This window comes from Flavobacterium sp. FlaQc-30 (assembly GCF_044005885.1).
Taxonomy (GTDB): Bacteria; Bacteroidota; Bacteroidia; order Flavobacteriales; family Flavobacteriaceae; genus Flavobacterium.
The window spans coordinates 296,280-314,955 of sequence record NZ_JBIPCO010000002.1; the positions used below are offsets into that span (position 1 = coordinate 296,280).

The 18,676-nt window shown below is 34.5% G+C and carries 12 protein-coding genes; 6 read left to right on the top strand and 6 right to left on the bottom strand.

Features of this window, described 5'->3' with window-relative positions; translation table 11 throughout:
• Nucleotides 1-114: 114 nt before the first annotated feature.
• From ACHRV0_RS06610 to ACHRV0_RS06630, 5 genes are all read left to right on the top strand, one after another.
• Nucleotides 115-3,030: an FAD-binding and (Fe-S)-binding domain-containing protein gene (locus ACHRV0_RS06610; protein WP_395440289.1), complete on the top strand. Its 2,916-nt coding sequence runs from the start codon at nucleotides 115-117 to the stop codon at nucleotides 3,028-3,030.
• Nucleotides 3,031-3,072: 42 nt separating this feature from the next.
• Complete coding sequence (locus ACHRV0_RS06615; protein WP_395440290.1) at nucleotides 3,073-3,897, top strand: alpha/beta hydrolase; 825 nt, start codon at nucleotides 3,073-3,075, stop codon at nucleotides 3,895-3,897.
• Nucleotides 3,898-4,376: 479 nt separating this feature from the next.
• Nucleotides 4,377-5,858 carry a glycoside hydrolase family 10 protein gene (locus ACHRV0_RS06620; RefSeq protein WP_395440291.1) on the top strand — a complete coding sequence of 494 codons (1,482 nt, stop codon included), beginning with the start codon at nucleotides 4,377-4,379 and terminating at the stop codon, nucleotides 5,856-5,858.
• 4 nt (nucleotides 5,859-5,862) lie between these two features.
• Nucleotides 5,863-7,155: a serine hydrolase domain-containing protein gene (locus ACHRV0_RS06625; RefSeq protein WP_395440292.1), complete on the top strand. Its 1,293-nt coding sequence runs from the start codon at nucleotides 5,863-5,865 to the stop codon at nucleotides 7,153-7,155.
• A 482-nt stretch (nucleotides 7,156-7,637) separates the two neighbouring features.
• Complete coding sequence (locus ACHRV0_RS06630) at nucleotides 7,638-9,044, top strand: MFS transporter (protein WP_395440293.1); 1,407 nt, start codon at nucleotides 7,638-7,640, stop codon at nucleotides 9,042-9,044.
• Between the two features lie 63 nt (nucleotides 9,045-9,107).
• On the opposite strand, the gene ACHRV0_RS06635 is transcribed toward ACHRV0_RS06630, so the two are convergent.
• The 5 genes from ACHRV0_RS06635 to ACHRV0_RS06655 all read right to left on the bottom strand — a co-directional run bounded on the left by ACHRV0_RS06635 (nucleotide 9,108) and on the right by ACHRV0_RS06655 (nucleotide 15,655).
• On the bottom strand, nucleotides 9,108-9,530 hold the full coding sequence (locus tag ACHRV0_RS06635) for a hypothetical protein (RefSeq protein ID WP_395440294.1): 423 nt from the start codon (nucleotides 9,528-9,530) through the stop codon (nucleotides 9,108-9,110).
• Nucleotides 9,514-10,623 carry an efflux RND transporter periplasmic adaptor subunit gene (locus ACHRV0_RS06640; RefSeq protein ID WP_395440295.1) on the bottom strand — a complete coding sequence of 370 codons (1,110 nt, stop codon included), beginning with the start codon at nucleotides 10,621-10,623 and terminating at the stop codon, nucleotides 9,514-9,516. Before ACHRV0_RS06640 ends, ACHRV0_RS06635 begins: the two co-directional genes overlap by 17 nt.
• A 3-nt stretch (nucleotides 10,624-10,626) precedes the next feature.
• Entirely contained in the window at nucleotides 10,627-13,773 is a 3,147-nt protein-coding gene (locus ACHRV0_RS06645; protein ID WP_099719386.1) for an efflux RND transporter permease subunit, read from the bottom strand.
• 11 nt (nucleotides 13,774-13,784) lie between these two features.
• Complete coding sequence (locus ACHRV0_RS06650; RefSeq protein ID WP_129022738.1) at nucleotides 13,785-15,170, bottom strand: TolC family protein; 1,386 nt, start codon at nucleotides 15,168-15,170, stop codon at nucleotides 13,785-13,787.
• Nucleotides 15,171-15,250: 80 nt separating this feature from the next.
• Nucleotides 15,251-15,655: an HYC_CC_PP family protein gene (locus tag ACHRV0_RS06655; protein WP_395440296.1), complete on the bottom strand. Its 405-nt coding sequence runs from the start codon at nucleotides 15,653-15,655 to the stop codon at nucleotides 15,251-15,253.
• A gap of 402 nt (nucleotides 15,656-16,057) precedes the next feature.
• On the opposite strand from ACHRV0_RS06655, the gene ACHRV0_RS06660 reads away from it, so the two are divergent.
• Complete coding sequence (locus tag ACHRV0_RS06660) at nucleotides 16,058-16,867, top strand: DUF2490 domain-containing protein (protein WP_129022736.1); 810 nt, start codon at nucleotides 16,058-16,060, stop codon at nucleotides 16,865-16,867.
• Nucleotides 16,868-16,970: 103 nt separating this feature from the next.
• Here ACHRV0_RS06660 and ACHRV0_RS06665 read toward each other — a convergent pair whose 3' ends face one another.
• Nucleotides 16,971-18,227 carry an OmpA family protein gene (locus tag ACHRV0_RS06665; protein WP_129022735.1) on the bottom strand — a complete coding sequence of 419 codons (1,257 nt, stop codon included), beginning with the start codon at nucleotides 18,225-18,227 and terminating at the stop codon, nucleotides 16,971-16,973.
• Nucleotides 18,228-18,676 lie beyond the last annotated feature (449 nt).

The following is an 18,676-nucleotide window of genomic DNA, read 5'->3' on the forward strand; positions in this document are numbered from 1 at the left end:
CGTTATTTTGATTTTATTTTGTTAAATCACGCAAAATAATGAAATTGGTTTGTTTTTTGTATATATTTGTTAAATTAAAGTTTGTCATTTGTATTAAAAAACAAAACTCATTCAATGCCCGATTCTCTCCAATTACAACAATTATCCGATTCTCTAGAAGGTACTCTTTTATATGATGATCTTCATAAGAAACTGTATGCAACAGATGCTTCTGCCTATAGAATTATGCCAGAAGCCGTTGCGATTCCTAAAACAGAAGAAGATATTGTAAAAATCATTCGCTTTGCTTCACAAAACAATATTTCAATAACACCTAGAACCGCAGGAACTTCTTTGGCGGGTCAAACCGTTGGAAACGGAATTATTGTAGACGTTTCTAAGCATTTTACTAAAATTGTTGCTTTTGATGCCGAAAAGAAAACCATAACAGTTCAACCCGGAGTAATTCGCGATGAACTGAATTTATTTTTAAAACCTCATGGTTTATTTTTTAGTCCAACCACTTCAACCACAAACCGATGTATGATTGGCGGAATGGTTGGGAATAATTCTTCAGGAACAACCTCTATTCGTTACGGCGTTACCCGCGATAAAATTGTAGAGCTAAAAACAGTTTTAAGTGATGGTAGTATTGCCGTTTTTAAGGATTTGACTTCAGCAGAATTTATAGAGAAGACCAAAGGCGATTCGCTCGAAAATAAAATTTACCAAACCATTTACAAGGAACTTTCGAATAAAGAAAATCAGGAAGAAATCAAAAGAGAATTTCCAAAACCTGAAATTCACCGAAGAAATACAGGTTATGCCATTGACGCCTTATTGAAATCTGAACTTTTTTCAGGGACAGAAGACACAATCAACTTAGGGAAATTGCTTTGCGGAAGCGAAGGAACTTTGGCATTTACAACCGAAATTACTTTGAAAGTTGATGACTTACCGCCAGTAAATAATATTATGGTGGTAGCACATTTTCATACCATTCATGAAAGTTTAGAAGCAGTGGTTACCGCAATGAAACATCATTTGTACACTTGCGAAATGATGGATGATACGATTTTAGATTGTACCAAAACGAATAGAGAACAATCTAAAAACCGTTTTTTTATTGTGGGAGAACCAAAAGCAGTTATTATGCTCGAAGTAGGATCGCATATCAGTATGGAAGATGCCGAATTACAAGCAGATGCTTTGATTAAGGATCTTCAGGATAATAATTTTGGCTATGCTCTGCCTAAAATTTACGGAGCCGATATTGATAAGGTAAATGAGGTTCGAAAAGCAGGTTTAGGACTTTTAGGAAGTATTGTAGGCGATGATAAAGCAGCCGATTCTATTGAAGATACTGCTGTTGAACTAAGTGATCTTCCAAATTATATTGCCGATTTTGCCGCTATGATGGAAAGACACGGACAAAGTGCGATTTATTACGCTCATGCTGGAGCGGGAGAATTGCATTTACGTCCGAAGATTAATTTAAAAACAAAAGAAGGATTACACCAGTTTAGAAACATATCTACAGAAGTCGCTCATTTGGTGAAAAGATATAAAGGTTCGCTAAGCGGTGAACATGGCGACGGAATTTTAAGAGGAGAGTTTCTGCCTTTTATGATTGGGGATAAAAACTATGAATTGCTGAAACGAATAAAAAAAGCATTTGATCCCAACACCATTTTAAATGTTGGGAAAATTGTAAATGCTTCTAAAATGGATGAAAATCTTCGTTTTGAAGCAGGAAGGGTAGAGCCGGAAATTAAAACGATTCAGGATTTCTCTGATAGTTTAGGAATTTTGCGTGCTGCCGAAAAATGCAACGGTTCTGGCGACTGTCGAAAATTACCTTCAGCGGGAGGAACTTTGTGTCCTAGTTATCGCGCTACCCGAAACGAAAAAGATACGACTCGTGCCAGAGCAAATGCGCTGAGAGAATATCTAACCCATTCTGAAAAAGAAAATAAATTTGACCACGAAGAATTATATAAAGTGTTTGAGTTGTGTGTGAGCTGCAAAGCCTGTGCCAGCGAATGCCCAAGTAATGTAGATGTAGCAACTTTAAAAGCCGAGTTTTTATATCAATATCAAAAAGCAAATGGATTTTCTGTTCGCAATAAAATTTTTGCTTTCAACTCAAAATTGAATAAGCTCGGAGGTATTGCGCCATCAATGACCAATTTTGTTGCTAATTTACCTTTGGTTAAAAAAAGTATGGGAATTGCTCCTAAAAGACAAGTACCGCTTTTGGCACCCAAAACCTTTAAAAAATGGTACGAAAAAAATAAAAAAGCAGCAGAAACCAATTCTTTTAAAAACGGAAAAGTATATCTTTTTTGTGATGAGTTTACCAATTATTATGATGTTTCTGTTGGTATCGATGCATATGAATTATTGACGGCTTTAGGTTACGAAGTAATAATTACAGATCACGAAGAAAGCGGAAGAGCCTTTTTATCAAAAGGTTTTCTGGAAGAAGCGCAGGAAATTGCGAATAGAAATGTGACTATTTTCAAGGATTTAATTTCTGAGGATACTCCATTAATCGGAATCGAACCATCGGCAATATTGACTTTTAGAGACGAATATCTGCGATTGGCAAAAGATAAAGAAAGTGCCGAAAAGCTGTCGAAAAATGTTTTTACAGTCGAAGAGTTTTTTAAAGCAGAAATTGCAAAAGGAAAAATTCATTCTGGACAATTTTCGGATACAGAAAAAACGATAAAGATTCACGGACATTGTCATCAAAAGTCATTAAGTACCATTGAGGCTTCTTTTGCAATGCTGAATGTACCCAAAAACAGCACGGTTACGATTTATAATTCGGGCTGCTGCGGAATGGCAGGTTCATTTGGCTATGAGAAAGAACATTACGAAATTAGTATGCAAATGGGTGAAGATACTTTGTTTCCAAAAATTCGCGCAACAGATTCAACAACGGCAATTGCCGCTGCAGGAACCAGCTGCCGCCACCAGATTTTTGACGGGACAAATAGAAAAGCAATGCATCCCGTAACCATTTTAAGAGATTGTTTGAAATAAGTTTCTCAAATTTGATTTTCTAACAGTTTAAAACAAGATTTTATGAAAAAAGCAATCAGCACTTTAGTTCTCATACTCGTATTTTTTTCTGCGAAAGCAGCTAAAATTGATACGATTCAAGTTTTCAGTGCTTCGATGAATAAGAACATAAAAACCTGTGTAATTGTTCCTGATAATTATAGAAAAAGTAAAAAAAATTTTCCAGTTGTGTACTTGCTTCATGGATACAGCGGGAATTATGCCACTTGGGTAAAAAGCTTTAAAGAAGTGGGTAAACAGGTTGATCAATATGGTTTTATCGCCATTGGTGTCGACGGAAATTATTCAAGCTGGTATTTTGACAGTCCGATCGATCCTGCTTTCAAATACGAAACTTATGTTATCAATGAATTAGTACCTTTTATAGATAAAAAGTACAAAACAATTGCAACTCGCGAAGCCAGAGCCATAACGGGTTTGAGTATGGGTGGACATGGAGCTTTGTATTTGTCTTTTAAACATCAGGATGTATTTGGTGCAGCAGGAAGTATGAGCGGCGGTGTAGATTTTCGTCCGTTTCCTGAAAAGTGGGATATCAAAAAGCGACTTGGTTCTATAACCGAATTTCCTGATAATTGGGATAAAAATACGGTTACCAATATGCTTGATTTGGTAAAAGACAACCATTTAAAATTGATTATAGATTGTGGTGTAGATGATTTTTTTATCGATGTAAATCGGGAACTGAATAAAAAAATGCTGGCATTAAAAATAAATCACGATTATATCGAACGCCCTGGGCAGCATAATATAGAATATTGGGAAAACTCTTTAAAGTTTCAATTGTTGTTCTTTAATAATTTTTTCAATGAGAAAAATAAAAGTTAAGTAAGACATTGTGTGTTGTGATGTTGTAAAATGAAAAAGAGCGCATATATTTTGGTTGGTTATCCTAACAGGTTTTCAAAGCCTGTTAGGTTTTTTAGCCACAAATTGCACGAATTATCACGAATTAAATCTGCTTGATCTGCTAAATCTGCGTGAAAAAACAGCCACTGATTAAAAGGATTAGAATGATTTTTGTTTGCCACAAATTGCACGAATTTCCACAAATTAAAATCTGCTTGATCTGCTAAATCTGCGTGAAAAAACAGCCACTGATTAAAAGGATTAGAATGATTTTTGTTTGCCACTAATTACACGAATTTCCACAAATTGAAATCTGCTGAATCTGCGTGAGAAAAAAAAGGATAAAGAAAAAAACAGATTAAAGATAATTTAGCGAACATTGCGTAACTCTTTGCGATCTTTGCGGTTAACCTTTTCTAACAACAATATTATACACTAACTATCTTAAATAATAATTTATGAAAAGTCTAAAATTACTAATCCTAATATTGCTGTTTCAAACGAAACTTTTTAGTCAGGAATCACCAAAAAGAGAAATGCGTGCCGCTTGGATATCAACCGTAGACAATATCGATTGGCCATCAAAACCGGGATTGTCAGACAAGCAGATGAAATCTGAAATGATTACCATTTTGGATAATTTACGATCTAATAATTTGAATACTGTAATTTTTCAAATTCGCCCAACTGCCGACGCGTATTATAAATCGACAAAAGAACCGGCATCGCATTGGATAACAGGAACTCAAGGTGTTGCTGCCGGATTTGATCCGCTGCAAATGATGATTGATGAAGCAGGAAAAAGAGGAATGAATGTTCATGTCTGGCTAAATCCGTATCGTGTACAAAAAGATACAGTTAAAGAAGTGTTGGCTAAAACTCATTTGTATTTTAAGAAACCAGAATTGTTTTTGACCTATGGAAAATCGAGATATTTTAATCCAGGGTATAAAGAAACTAGAAATTTTGTTGCTTCGGTAGTCGGTGAAATAGTTCGAAATTATGACATTCAAGCGATACATATGGACGATTATTTTTATCCATACAAAATCGAGGGACAAGAGTTTCCAGACGAAAAAGCTTTTGCAAAAGAACCAAGACAGTTTAGAGATAAAGACGATTGGAGAAGAGACAATGTCGATTTAATCATCAAACAAATTCGAGATACCATAATTGCCAATAAACCCGAAGTCGAATTCGGAATTTCGCCTTTTGGCGTTTGGCGAAACATTGCCAAAGATTCAGATGGTTCTGATACCAGAGCGGGAGCGACTAATTATGACGATTTGTATGCCGATATCTTAAAATGGCAGAAAGAAAACTGGATCGATTATATAACACCGCAATTGTATTGGCACATTGGTTTTGACAGAGCTAATTTTGAAGTTTTGGCAAAATGGTGGGCAGCGCACAAATACGGAACTAATGTTTATATCGGTCACGGCGATTATAAAATTTCAAAAACGGCAAAAGAACCAGAATGGAGAAGTCCAGACCAAATTGTAAAACAGATTGAAATGATTCGAACGATGCCTCAAATAGATGGTTCGATGCATTTTACAGCAAACTCATTTCTTAAAAAAGGGGATACATTAAGAAATGCTCTTATCGAAAAACAATACAAGTATATTGCCTTAACGCCTGAAGCAAACAGAATTACAAGAATAAAACCGCAAGCGCCGACAAATGCTGTGATTGCCCAAAAAGGGGATAAAGCAGTACTTACTTGGAAAGCAGGAATCAATGACAAGAAATACGTGATTTATAGATTTCCAAAAGGAAAGATAACCGATTTTTCTAATCCAGCGAATATTTATTATGTAACAACAGCTGTAAAATTAGAAGTTCCAAATACTGCTTTAGAAAATTATGTTTATGCTGTTTCCGCTTTAAGTCAGACGCAAACGGAAAGTGCTCCAGTTGAATTTATAAAGAAATAAAATAATGAGAAAAAGTATATTACGGATTGCTGTTTTTCTGATTTCTTTAAGTACCATACAAGCGCAGAAACTTGAACCGGTAAATGTAGAAAGAAATGAAGTTTATATTGATTCAATGCTGAATCATGCACTTGAAAAAGGTTTTTTTCCGGGAGCTCAGATTATCGTTGGTACAGGAGATTTTAATCTGATATCTAAAAATTACGGTTACCATGATTATACTAAAAAGCAATTAGTAAAAACAGACGATGTTTTTGATCTGGCTTCAATGTCTAAAGTTTTAGGTGCAACGCTTGTAACTATGCGTTTGGTTGGAGAAAACAAAATAAAGCTCACAGATAAAGTAGGTAAAATTGTTCCGTTTTATAAAAACACTGCTATTGCCGATTTAACGCTTTTTGAGTTGTTAACGCACACTTCTGGACTAAAAGCAAGTATTACTTTTTATCAAAGTCTGCTTTCTACTCCTGATGGATCTCCTTTATTGAGTGATAAAAAATCAGAGAACTATCCTGACCTTTTTGATAATATGTATGTAAACAAAAACATTATTTACGATTCTAAATATCTTGTTTTTGAACCAAAAGAAAATTGGGTTCAGATTTATAAAAATATGTGGTTGAATCCAGAATTTTATAAAACGGTTTACGAGCAAATTTCGGTTGCAAATACAAACACACGTGGAAAATATGTTTACAGTGATTTAAATCTGCTTTTGGTGAAGCAGATGATTGAAACCAAAACAGGAAAGAAATTAGGTCAGCTGACAAATGAAATTTATACAGAATTAGGCATTTCAAAAATTGGATATAATCCGCTAAAATGGACTTCGATAGAAAATGTAATGCCAACTGAATTGGATAATTTTTTTAGAAAAGATACTATTAAAGGATATGTTCATGACGAAGCTGCTGCTATTTTTGGCGGTGTTTCTGGAAATGCTGGTTTATTTGCAAATGCAGAATCGATTGCTGTTATCTGCAAAATGCTAATGAACAACGGAAACTATAAAGGAAAACAAATTCTAAAAGCAAAAGTGGTAAAAGAATTTACAGATTCTCCTCTTGCCAAAGAGGGAATTTACCGCGGACTTGGTTTTGATAAACGTAAACCAGATGAGTTTTTTAAAGCGAATGATTTTGGACATACGGGTTTCACAGGAACTTTTTTCTTTATGAGTCCAGATACTAACCGGTTTTTGATTATTCTGACCAATCGCGTAAATCCAACGAGAACAAACAGATTAATGTATAAAGATGACTTTAGTACCAAAATTTGGAGACAAATCAATAAGTAAAAGGTTAGCCATCGATAAAATAGATTAAAATGGATTTTTGTTTGCCACTAATTGCACAAATTTCCACGAATTAAATCTGCTTAATCTGGAAAATCTGTGTGAGAAAATACAGCCACAGATTGAAAGGATTAAAATGATTTTTGTTTGCCGCTAATTGCACTAATTTCCACGAATTAAATCTGATTGATTTGCGTGTGAAAAAGTTAGCCACAGATTAAAGGATTAAAATGATTTTTGTTTGCTGCTAATTGCACTAATTTCCACAAATTAAATCTGCTAAATCTGCGTGAAATAAAAATAATTCGCGGAAATTCGTGCAATTAGTGGCTAATAAAGAGACAAATAAAGTCGCAATTAAAAGTAGTTTACAATGGGCAAGGATGTTTTTTGTACCTTTATTTTTAGGATGATAGAGAAGTTTGGTTGTCAAACTTTTTTCTGAAAAAATAAAACAAAAGAGTTCAAGTCTAAAAGGAAGAATGATGATAGTAACTACAGAGCAAAACAGCGAAGCGATAAAAAAAGTGTTACCCATTATTTTAGCGACTTCTATTTTTATGCAGATGCTTGATTCAACCATTTTGAATACGTCGCTGCCTTCTATTGCTAAAGATCTGCATGAGTCTCCGCTCGATATGCAAAATGCAATTATTAGTTATGTTCTAACACTGGCGCTTTTTATGCCGGTAAGCGGTTTTTTATCGGATAAATTTGGTACGAAGAAAGTCTTTATTTTTGCTTTGTTTTTGTTCAGTCTTGGTTCTTTGTTTTGCTCGCTTTCTCAGAATTTGACACATTTAGTTTTAGCTCGAATCGTTCAAGGCGTCGGTGGAAGTTTGATGACGCCCGTAGGAAAGCTTGCACTCATTAAAACATTTCCTAAAAAGGAATTACTTAAGGCTATGAATTTTGCTATTATTCCTGCTTTAATCGGGCCGGTTTTAGGACCGTTGGTAGGAGGTTATATGGTTGATTATTTGTCGTGGCATTGGATTTTTTTAATCAATATTCCGTTTGGACTTATCGGAATTATTCTGAGTTTGAAGTATATGCCTAATTATAAATCTAAGATAATCGATTTTGATTTAAAAGGCTTTTTCATCTTTGCGGCAGCTTCACTTTTATTGTCTATTTCGTTAGAACTATTTGGTAATACGGTTCGTGTTTCGCCGGTTTTAGTGATATTAATGTCCGGATTTTTAATGTTGTATTGGTATTATCGTCATGCTTCAAAAGACAATAATCCTATTTTTCCTCTAAATTTATTTCAAGTGCGAACGTTTAGAGTGGGTATAGTTGGCAATTTGGCAACACGTTTGGGGATTAGTTCAGTTCCGTTATTATTACCTATGATGATTCAGATTGCTTACGGACAATCGGCTGTTGTGTCTGGATGGATTGTGGCGCCAATGGCTCTAACCGCAATGTTTGGAAAATCGGCAGTAATTGGTATTTTGAACAAATTTGGTTATCGAAAAACGTTAATGGTGAATACTTTTATTATTGGTGTTTTAATTTGTTGTATGGCTATTCCATCGATTCATACTTCGATATATTGGTATGTTCCTATTATTGCGGTATTGGGTTTCTTTAACTCAATACAATTTACTTCGATGAATTCTATTTCTATTGCCGATTTAAGGCAATATCATACAAGCAGCGGTAATTCATTAATTTCGGTAAATCAGCAATTGGCGATTGGGTTTGGTATTGCTTTTGGATTGCTGGTTCTTAAAATTTTTCAAGGTGATGTAAAACTTATTCATAACGAAATTCATAATGCTTTTCGATACACTTTTTTAGTTGTAGGTTCTTTAACTATTTTATCTGGATTGGTTTTTAGAAGACTGCATTTTAAAGATGGCGACAATTTAAAACCAGCCGATTAATACTAAATAAAAGCCTGTAAGTTTTTAGTTTACAGGCTTTTTAAAATTTGAAAGCAATTTTCTTTAACTGCCGGATTTAATAAAATTTAGATAATTTTCTTCTGATTCAAAATAAGCGACATTTCCTTCTTCGTTTAACGAAATAATATAAGCGGAAGCTTTATCCACTTTTTTACCAGTATGCGGATCTATGGCTGTTCGAACACTTTCTTCATTTGAAATTCGTTCTACGCACATATTGCAGCAGCCGTAATACATTTTTCCTTCAAACGGAACTTCCATTTGTTTTTTGCCCATATGAATGTTGTTTACCATACAGACTTCTTCATTAGTTACATGAATTCCTTTTGGCGCAGCAAAAGTTTCTTTTACGGGTTGTTCAATGCTTTTTTGAGCAATAGTTTCTTGTTTTTTCTCTTGTTTTTGACATGATGCTATTACCAAAGCTATTACTCCGATAATAAGATATTTATTTACTCTTTTCATTTTTTTGTTTTTTAATATTTGTTCCTTCTAGTATTTCTTCAGTAGCTTTCATTAGTATTTTATCTTCTTCATTTAGTTCTCCAAAAACTTCAACTTGATCGGCTAAAGCACGCCCTTTAGTTACGGGAATATTTTTGGTCAAACTGTTTTCAATTCGAATTACATAAACGCCGGTGTTACTTTCTACCAGTGCTGTTTTGGGTACAAAAAAAGTAGCTTCATTTGCCTGCAGCGGAAGCATGGCTTCTGCAACCATTAGTGGTTTTAGTTCCTTATGAGTTTGTAAAATATCGGCTTCAATTTTCTCAGAACGAAGTTTGAAATCTAAAACTCCTGATTTACGTGAAATTTTCGCCATGTACTTTTTATTAGGAATAGAATTTATCTTAAAATGTATAGAATCTCCCAATTTTAAATACGGTGTATTGGCTTCTGGTATCGAAAGTGAAATACGCAGTTTTTTGTTGTCCTGTATAACCAATAATGGCTTGTCTGAACCTTTACCCATTGGTCCTACATATGAACCTAAATCTACATTTCGTTCCGCAACAATTCCGTTAAACGGCGCTCTGATTATCAAATAATCGTTCATGACTTGTATTTCCTGATAGGCTGATTTGGCAGCTTCGAGTTGTGCTTGATCGGATAATTTTCGAGCTGTTATTTGATCTAAAGCATCTTTTGCAATAGCACCTTTAGTTTCATTAGCCTTAAACATTCTGTCATAATTCGATTTTGTTGCGATGTATATGGCTTCCTGCGCTTTCCATTTTGATTTAGCTGCAGCTAATTGTGCTTGAATTTCGGGTGCTTCCAAAACCATGATAACTTGCCCCGCAGTAACTGTTGAACCAATATCTACTGACATTTTTTTTACATAACTGTTGACTTTTGCATAAATAGAAGTTTCTCGATCAGAGATTAATTCGCCTGCTAGTTTTAAGGGAACTAATGGATTGCTTTTCTTTATAGAAATAGTTTCAAAACTTTGCATCATCATCATTGGCATTGCTGCCATTTTTTCTTCTTTTTGAGGTGTTGAATTGCATGATGCAAATACAATTCCTATTAAGATATAATATATTATTTTCATGATTTATTTTTCTAATGTTATATAATGAATGCTGTTTTCGTCTTCAGGATCTAGTGAAGATGATTGTGTAGAGGTTTTGTTCTGTATCCATACAAATACTAATGGTAACAGAAGCAGTACACTAAATGAAGAGGCAATAAGACCTCCAATTACAGCTCTTCCTAAAGGCGCAACTTGATCACCGCCTTCGCCATGTCCAATTGCCATTGGAAGCATCCCTGCAATCATGGCTAATGTTGTCATGATAATAGGGCGAATACGTAATGATGCTGCCTGAATGGCTGAACTTAAAGCATCGCCATTTTGTAAACGAAGCGATTCTGCGTTACTAATTAATAATACCGCATTTGCAATTGATACTCCCACAGACATAATGATTCCCATATACGATTGCAGGTTTAATGTCGATCCTGTAAGTTTCATTAAAAGCAATGAACCTAAAATTACAAATGGTACTGTTGTTAAAATAACCAACGATACTTTGAAAGATTGAAAATTGGCAGTCAACATTAAAAAAATAACAATAACGGCGATTAGTAATCCTGTCGCTAAACTGTTCATCGTTTCGTCAAGTACAGGAACCATTCCAGATACTTGAATATTTACACCTTTTGGTAATTCTCCAAGAGATTCTATTGCAGCTTGTACATCTTTTTGAGCACGCCCAAGATCTGCATCATGAATATTTGCTGTTACTGGAGTATAAGCCATTGTTCCCAAATTATAACTTTCGCCTAACACTTTGGTTGGTGTAATCGTGGCAACATCACCAAGAACGGGACGATCTGAGTTTTTTCCTAACGGAACGTTCATCAGTTCATCTTTGGTATTTAGAATGTTTTGCGGCGTTTGCACTTGCACATCATAGGCGATTCCCATCATTCCGCCAACCCACATATTTTTGCTGGTATAACGGGATGAGGCAGTAATTGGAACTAAGGAACGGGCGATGTCTTGAGCATCAATTCCTAATTGAGCAGCTCTTACACGATCAATATTAATATCAAAAGCAGGATAGTTTAGAGACTGCGGAATTTGCTGATCTCGCAAATAGTCAATTTCTTTTAGTTTAGCCAAAAGTTTATTGGCGTACATAACGTTCATCTTTTTCATCATTCCCGAAAAACGAACTTCGATAGGCGTATTGGTTCCCTGACTAAGTATTTTCTCTGTAAGTTCTATTGGTTCAAAAGAAAAATGCAATTCAGGCATTTTCTCTTTCATATGTTTACGGATGATTTCTTTTAAAGCATTGGTATTTCCATCATAATCTTTTAAAGCAATTTGCATCAATGCTTCGTGCGGACCTGCATTGTATAAGTAAATAGGACTTACTGCAAATGAAGAAGGATGCTGACCAATAAAAACAGATGAAATACTAATGTGCTCTTTGCCAATAACGGTTTCGAGTTCCTTTAAAACTTGCTTTATTTTTAGTTCTGTTTTTTCAATTCGAGTGCCTTCAGGAGCTTTTATACGTACTTGAAACTGACTTGAATTTACGGTTGGCAATACATCTTTTCCAGTAATGTTGTACATTAAGAATACACTAAGCGCTGCAATAATGAAACTTGCAATTAATATTGGTTTTCGCTTTGGCATGATAGATTGTAAGAACTGTACAAAACGATTTTTAAAGCCATCAAATTTGTCTTCTTTGTGAGTGTGGTTTTCATTGTTTTTCATTAACCAGTTTGCTAACACAGGAACAAATGTCTGCGATAGTATAAAGGAGAATATCATCGAAAAACCAATTGCCAAGGCTAATGGCATAAACAACGAACCTGGTATGCCGGTCATCATAAATGCTGGAGCAAATACAGCAAGAATACACAATAGAATCAATAGTTTAGGAAATGCAATTTCTTTACAAGCATCTAAGATTGCTTTGGATTTTGTTTTTCCCATTGCTAAATGCTGATGGATATTTTCTATCGTAACCGTACTCTCATCGACCAAAATACCTATGGCTAATGCTAATCCAGATAATGACATAATATTGATACTTTGTCCAAATAATTTTAGGAATAATACTCCTGATATAATTGAAATTGGAATTGTAAGCACTACTATTAAAGCCGCTCTTTTGTCATTTAAAAATAATAATACCATTAATCCCGTTAACACGGCACCCAAAACGCCTTCGGTAATTAAACTTTTTACGGCATTAATAACATAAACAGATTGATCAAATTCATAGGAAATAGTTACATCATCTGGTAAATTGTTCTGAATGGCGGGAATGGCTTTTTTAAGGTTTTTTACTACTTCCCAAGTAGAGGCATTTCCTGATTTTGCAATGTTAATGTATACGGATCTTGTGCCATTAATAAGGGCATAACCAGTTGTAATATCGGCACCGTCTTTTACGGTTGCCACATCACGAATGTAGACGTTATCGACTCCTCCTTTAAAAATTGGAATATTACCAAAATCGGCCACCTCTTTTATCGTATTGTTAGTAGGCGTTAAGTAATTAATGTCGTTCACATAAATATTTCCAGATGGCGATGTGATGTTATTTCTGCTGATCGATTCAACAATTTGCTCGGGAGTTAATTGGTGTGTACGCAGTTTATTAGGATCAATGTTGATCTCTATAGTTCTAGGGCTTCCGCCAAAAGGAGGTGCTGTTGTTAATCCTGGAATTTTAATTAAAAATGGTCGTGCCGTAAAATTGGCAATATCCTGCAGTTCATTATTCGTTTTCGAATTACTTTTAAAAACCAATTGTCCAACTGGCTGTGAAGAGGCATCAAATCGAATAATAAATGGAGGCGGAGCGCCCGGCGGTAAAAATACCTGCGAACGATTAGAAAGTGCATTGATTTCGGCAATTGCCTGTCCCATATCAGTACCTTCATAAAAATTAATTTTCATTAAGGTAAGTCCTTGAGTATTTTTAGTTTCTATACTTTCTATTCCGCTCGTAAACAGCATCATGTTTACATACATTTTTGTAAAATAACCTTCCATTTGTTGTGGAGTATAACCATTAAATGAATGGGCGATGTATACGACAGGAAGATTCATGTCGGGTAAAATATCGACTTTAATTTCTTTAGCAGCTTTAATCCCGAAGAATAAAAGCCCCAGCACTATCACCATAATAGAGATAGGCTTGCGCAAGGCAAAACGTATTAAGTTCATAATTTTCGGGTTTATTGTATTTCGTTGAGTAAAATGTTTAAATCGCCAGCCGCCGCCGCTTTAATCCATAAGGCCTGCCAAATATTGTTTTGAGCAATTTCGTATTCAATTTCGGCTCTATTCAATGTGTAGAAAGATTGTGTTAAGTCTACAATTGTGGTAAGCCCGTTTTGATACAAAGCAGAATGTTGACGATAGGCATCTGCAGCAGCAGTAACTTGTGTTTTACTTTGCTCAAAAGTGGCGTAGGCATTTTTGAGTTTATCTTCAGCCAGTTTTTGCTGCGCTTTTAATTCTTGACTCATATATTCATATTCATTCAGTAAAGACTGTGTTATGAATTTTTGTTCCCGTTTTTTAGAAGATTGACGGTATAAATTGGTCAGGTTCCAGCTTAGATTTATTCCAACAAGATAATTACTGCGGTCTATTCCCACGCCATCAAGATAAGATCGATTAAAAGCCGAATTGTCTTGTACATAATTCCAGTCAAAACCAGAACCGCGTCCCTGCATTACTCCAAATGCAGAAAGGGTTGGCAAACCTAGAGCTGTTTGCAGTTTCTCTTGATTTTCACTTTTTAAAATCGCACTTTTCTGCCATTCTAATAGGGGATGTTTGCTAAGTTCTACAGTCGATTCTAAAAACGAGACAGGTGTTGTAGTCGTAAAAAGACTGTCGAGTTTATAAGTTTGATAGTCTTCACCCAGCATTACAGCAAGCGATTTAGAATGGTCGAGTTCCATATCGTAAGCTTTTATAACTGCTGCTTTTGTATTGGCAACTTCAGCTTTGGCTAACGAATAATCGACTTCTGGAAGTAAACCGCTTTCAGTGCGACTTTGCGTAGTAGTTTCTACAACTAGAGCACGATCAAGATTTTTTTCCTGTACGTATTTAATACGCTGAGCAGCGAGCAGGTTTAGGTAGGCAGCACCTACTTTTACTTGATGCTGAAATTTTACCTGATCGAGATCTTTTTGTGCCTTGTTTTCATCCGCTTTGGCAATTCCTATTTGGTTTTTAATTTTACCAAAAGTGAATAAATTCCAATTAATATTGGCCAGATATAGAGAACCAAAAGCAGCATTCCAGTTTTGATCGGCTAATGGCATAGACGTTGCAGCACTGCCCAAGCCGCCAAAACTGTACATTGGCCCGTTTATGGCATTAATTGTACCATAACTTTGCTGCGCCATTAGGGTAAAGTCTGGTAAATAAGTACTTTTTTGATAAGAGATATTTTCTGTGGCAGCTTTTACAACTGCTTCTTTAGCTTTTATTTTTTCAAAATTCTGAATCGAACGTTCAAGAGCATTAGATAATGTTACCGTTTGTGCAAGCAGATTTTCTGAGACAAAACTGAACACTATCAATGCAAAGCATTGCATTTTCATGATGTGTATTTAAAAATTAGACAATAGAAATCTGACAACATTTCTTTGAAAAATGCTGCAGTTTGTTCAATTGCTAAAAATCAAATTCGGTAAACGCAGTAAAAAATATAAAGCGGATTATTCCTGATAGGAATAAATGCAGTAAAAAATGGATGTGCTTTATTTAGTTGAGGTAAACGAAGCGCAAGTATTGTTTCATGAATAGAAAGGGGTAAAGGCAGTTCTGAGAATTTAAAAGCTAAATCTTTAGAAACTTTTTGGTGTGCCTTTTCGGTAATTTTATTCAGCTGTGTTTTATGTTTACAGCAGTTTTTGCTTTTTGGTAATTTTTTTGCCGCACATTTTGGACATATTTTTCCCGTATGCGCACCTGAAAAAAGATTTGTTTCCTGCTTAACTCCTTTGCAAAAATGAGTAATAGTGGTAAAGCCTGACGACATTACCAGATAAAAAACCGAAAGAAGTATGAGAAGTGCTTTTTTCATAATCAACTGCAAAGTTGAAGATATTAAGGGATAAACAATTGTATAATTTTGGAAGAATTTTGTAAAATTTATGAACTGTATTTACTGCTTTTTTTATTCTGTTGTTTCTTGTTTTTCTGGTTTCAAGTTATAACTTGAAACATCTTATTTTCTGTTTAGCTGTTTGATTTTATTAATTTTGAGAATCAGGGTTGTAACAATTATTTTAACTGAATTTATGATTTGGTTACAGAAATAGAAAATTTAGAAGCAAGCATATTTATTTACGTCATAAGATTTATTTTAAAATAATGAAAGAGCCTTATCTAGAATAGTTAGGGCTTTTTTTGTAGAAAAATGATTTGCGAATTGTTGAGGTTTTTGTGTAGAACTTATATGCACCTTAAAATATAAATCAGAGTTATGAATTTAATTAAAAAAGGTTTTATTCTATTGTTTAGTGTCGCTGCAATGCAAACTTTAAAAGCACAACCTGCACCGCCGCCGTATACAATGGGATTTATTCCGGCATCGATTACAGAGGGGGATTTTGCTTTTCCGATATATGATAAATGGCATTTAAGCGGTCAAGCCGATTTTCAATTGGTAACGCAAGGTGCTTATACCAACAAGAATCCGTACGAATATACACAGCGTGTTGTAGTAAGACCATGGATTGTATATTCTGGTTTTGAAAACATGAAATTTTGGCTTGGTTATGCGCACAATCAAAAATATGAGGTTGAAGAAGCGGGTAACTATGAAACACTAGAGCAAAGGCTTATATTAATGGGCACTTTTTCGCAGAATATGCCAAAAGGAACAATCTTTGAACAAGTGCGATTTGAAACTAAATTTTTTGATGACCGAAACGGAGTTCATCGCGTAATTCCGAGATTAAGAGCAAGATTTGGAGTGAATCACTTCCTGCGCCAAACAAAGGAAAAGCCACTGTTTGTTGCGCCAAATATTGGTTACTACGCAGAGCTGATGCTTAAGTTTGCACCAAAAGATTATGCCAACGAGAATTTTGATATTTTTAGAATGTCAGTTTATTATACAGCAGGGATTTCAAAAAACCTGCATTTTTTAGCTGGTGTTATCGGACAGATGCAGCTGCGCACAAACGGAACTCAATTTGATGTTTATTATGGCCCTGTTGTGTCAATGAAATATAGTATAAGACCTAAAGAAAGAGAAACTTTTGATAGTGTTGATGGAGGTGCAGATTAAAAACTAAGAGTTTAAATGCCGCTTTTTATAGAGGTTTAAATTAGAATAAAAAAAGGGAACAGTCTATTTGACTATTCCCTTTTTTAAAATTAAATATCTAAAATTATTTTACTCTAAAAGTAACTCTTCTTACAAGTTTTCTAGCTCCATCAGAATCTTTGTTTACTGAAGTGTCTTCACCAGCTCCAATAACATTTAATCTTGAAGGATTGATATTAGCTTTTATCAATGTGTTTTTTACATTGTTTGCTCTTGCAGTTGATAATTTATCATTGTGAGCAGATTTACCAATTTCGTCAGCGTGCCCAATAATGTCAACTGAAGCAGTAGGATTATTTCTCAAATACGTTAAGATAAAATCGATACCTTCTGTAGAAACATTTGTTGGAGTAGATTTTCCAAAATCAAAATAAGTACAAACGTAGTCGCTGTTGATTAAGTTTTTAACCAATTCATTGTTGTTTAAAATTGGCGATTTATCAGTGTTGCTTCCGTAAGTTTTTAATAAATAGCTTTCTAATTCGTCAGGAACATTGTTGTTGTTTAGATCAATAGATTTTCCTTTTGTGTTAACCATTACACCAGAAATTGTGTTTGGCTCTTCGTCTAAATAATCCGGCACACCATCTTTGTCTGTATCCAGCATAGAAGTTTCGATGTCAGTAATTCTTTGTTTCAATTCATCAATTTCAGATCCGTTATCGATTACCCAGTCAGCATGTTTTTCATTTTTACCTAAATAAACCGTTACACCAACAGTTCCGTTAAAAATGATTCCTGAAAAACCTCTAGAATTAGAAGGCGTTGCAGCATCAAAAGTTACGTTTTGAGATGCGTTAAGGATAGTTGTAAAATCTCCAGTCAAAGCAACTCTGTTCGATAATTTAATTTGACCTGTAATACCAGCCATGAAGTTACCCATTCTGTCTTTTACAGCCGAATTTTCGTCTTCTAATTGTGCCAATCCAAAACCAGCATGACCAAGTAAACCAATCGTGTTAGTCCATGTTTCAAAATTCATGATACGACCTAAGTTAGCTACAGCCTGAATGTCTGCTCTGTAGTATTTAGTATCAAAATCTATAGAATTGTTTTTTCCTGTAAAACTGTTGTAACCAAAATCAGCTTTAAGACCAAATTTGTTATTAAACATATATCTAACTCCTAGATCTACTACATAAGGACTTGGTGTAGAAGTGAAATAGTTTGCAGACATAGGTCTTTGTGGTTTATTAAATCCTCCTCCTAATTCAATAGACCATTTATTGAAGTCATTTTTCGTTGTTTTCTCAGTTTTTGTCTGAGCACTTACAGTTGTTATTGCAGAAGCAAACAAGAAAGTAATTATGAATTTTTTCATTTCCATTAATTTTTTAAAATTTTCGGCAAAACTAAAAGACAATGTTGGTTCCAAAAAATGGGCAGTAAAAATCGAATAGGATTTAAGAGCAAAACAAGCTGGAAGATGAAAATAATTTAAAAAATAAAAGTCAGTTATTCAGTTTGTTAGGGTTAATGTTTGAAAAATATTATTTTTTTTCATTTTTTTTGCTGCTACGACTTTTTTGGAATAACAGAATTATTGGTCCTCTGTTTTCTATAGAAGATCTATAATTGTTTGCTGGGGCTTAACATTTTTTTATCGATTTTTATGAAAAAGCTATTCATAAAAATGAGTAGTTTTGTAGAACAAATTCTACAATAACTGTGATAATGTTCTACGTAGAGTTTTATTAAATCAAACTACTTTCGCAGTTAGTTTAAAAAGAAAAATTAAATATTTTTAAATAAAATGAATTAAAATGTGTA

Bases quoted from the DNA above. Each gene is read 5' to 3' on its own strand.
- ACHRV0_RS06610 (WP_395440289.1), top strand. From the start codon at position 115: ATGCCCGATTCTCTCCAATTACAACAATTATCCGATTCTCTAGAAGGT.
- ACHRV0_RS06615 (WP_395440290.1), top strand. From the start codon at position 3,073: ATGAAAAAAGCAATCAGCACTTTAGTTCTCATACTCGTATTTTTTTCT.
- ACHRV0_RS06620 (WP_395440291.1), top strand. From the start codon at position 4,377: ATGAAAAGTCTAAAATTACTAATCCTAATATTGCTGTTTCAAACGAAA.
- ACHRV0_RS06625 (WP_395440292.1), top strand. From the start codon at position 5,863: ATGAGAAAAAGTATATTACGGATTGCTGTTTTTCTGATTTCTTTAAGT.
- ACHRV0_RS06630 (WP_395440293.1), top strand. From the start codon at position 7,638: ATGATAGTAACTACAGAGCAAAACAGCGAAGCGATAAAAAAAGTGTTA.
- ACHRV0_RS06635 (WP_395440294.1), bottom strand. From the start codon at position 9,530: ATGAAAAGAGTAAATAAATATCTTATTATCGGAGTAATAGCTTTGGTA.
- ACHRV0_RS06640 (WP_395440295.1), bottom strand. From the start codon at position 10,623: ATGAAAATAATATATTATATCTTAATAGGAATTGTATTTGCATCATGC.
- ACHRV0_RS06645 (WP_099719386.1), bottom strand. From the start codon at position 13,773: ATGAACTTAATACGTTTTGCCTTGCGCAAGCCTATCTCTATTATGGTG.
- ACHRV0_RS06650 (WP_129022738.1), bottom strand. From the start codon at position 15,170: ATGAAAATGCAATGCTTTGCATTGATAGTGTTCAGTTTTGTCTCAGAA.
- ACHRV0_RS06655 (WP_395440296.1), bottom strand. From the start codon at position 15,655: ATGAAAAAAGCACTTCTCATACTTCTTTCGGTTTTTTATCTGGTAATG.
- ACHRV0_RS06660 (WP_129022736.1), top strand. From the start codon at position 16,058: ATGAATTTAATTAAAAAAGGTTTTATTCTATTGTTTAGTGTCGCTGCA.
- ACHRV0_RS06665 (WP_129022735.1), bottom strand. From the start codon at position 18,227: ATGAAAAAATTCATAATTACTTTCTTGTTTGCTTCTGCAATAACAACT.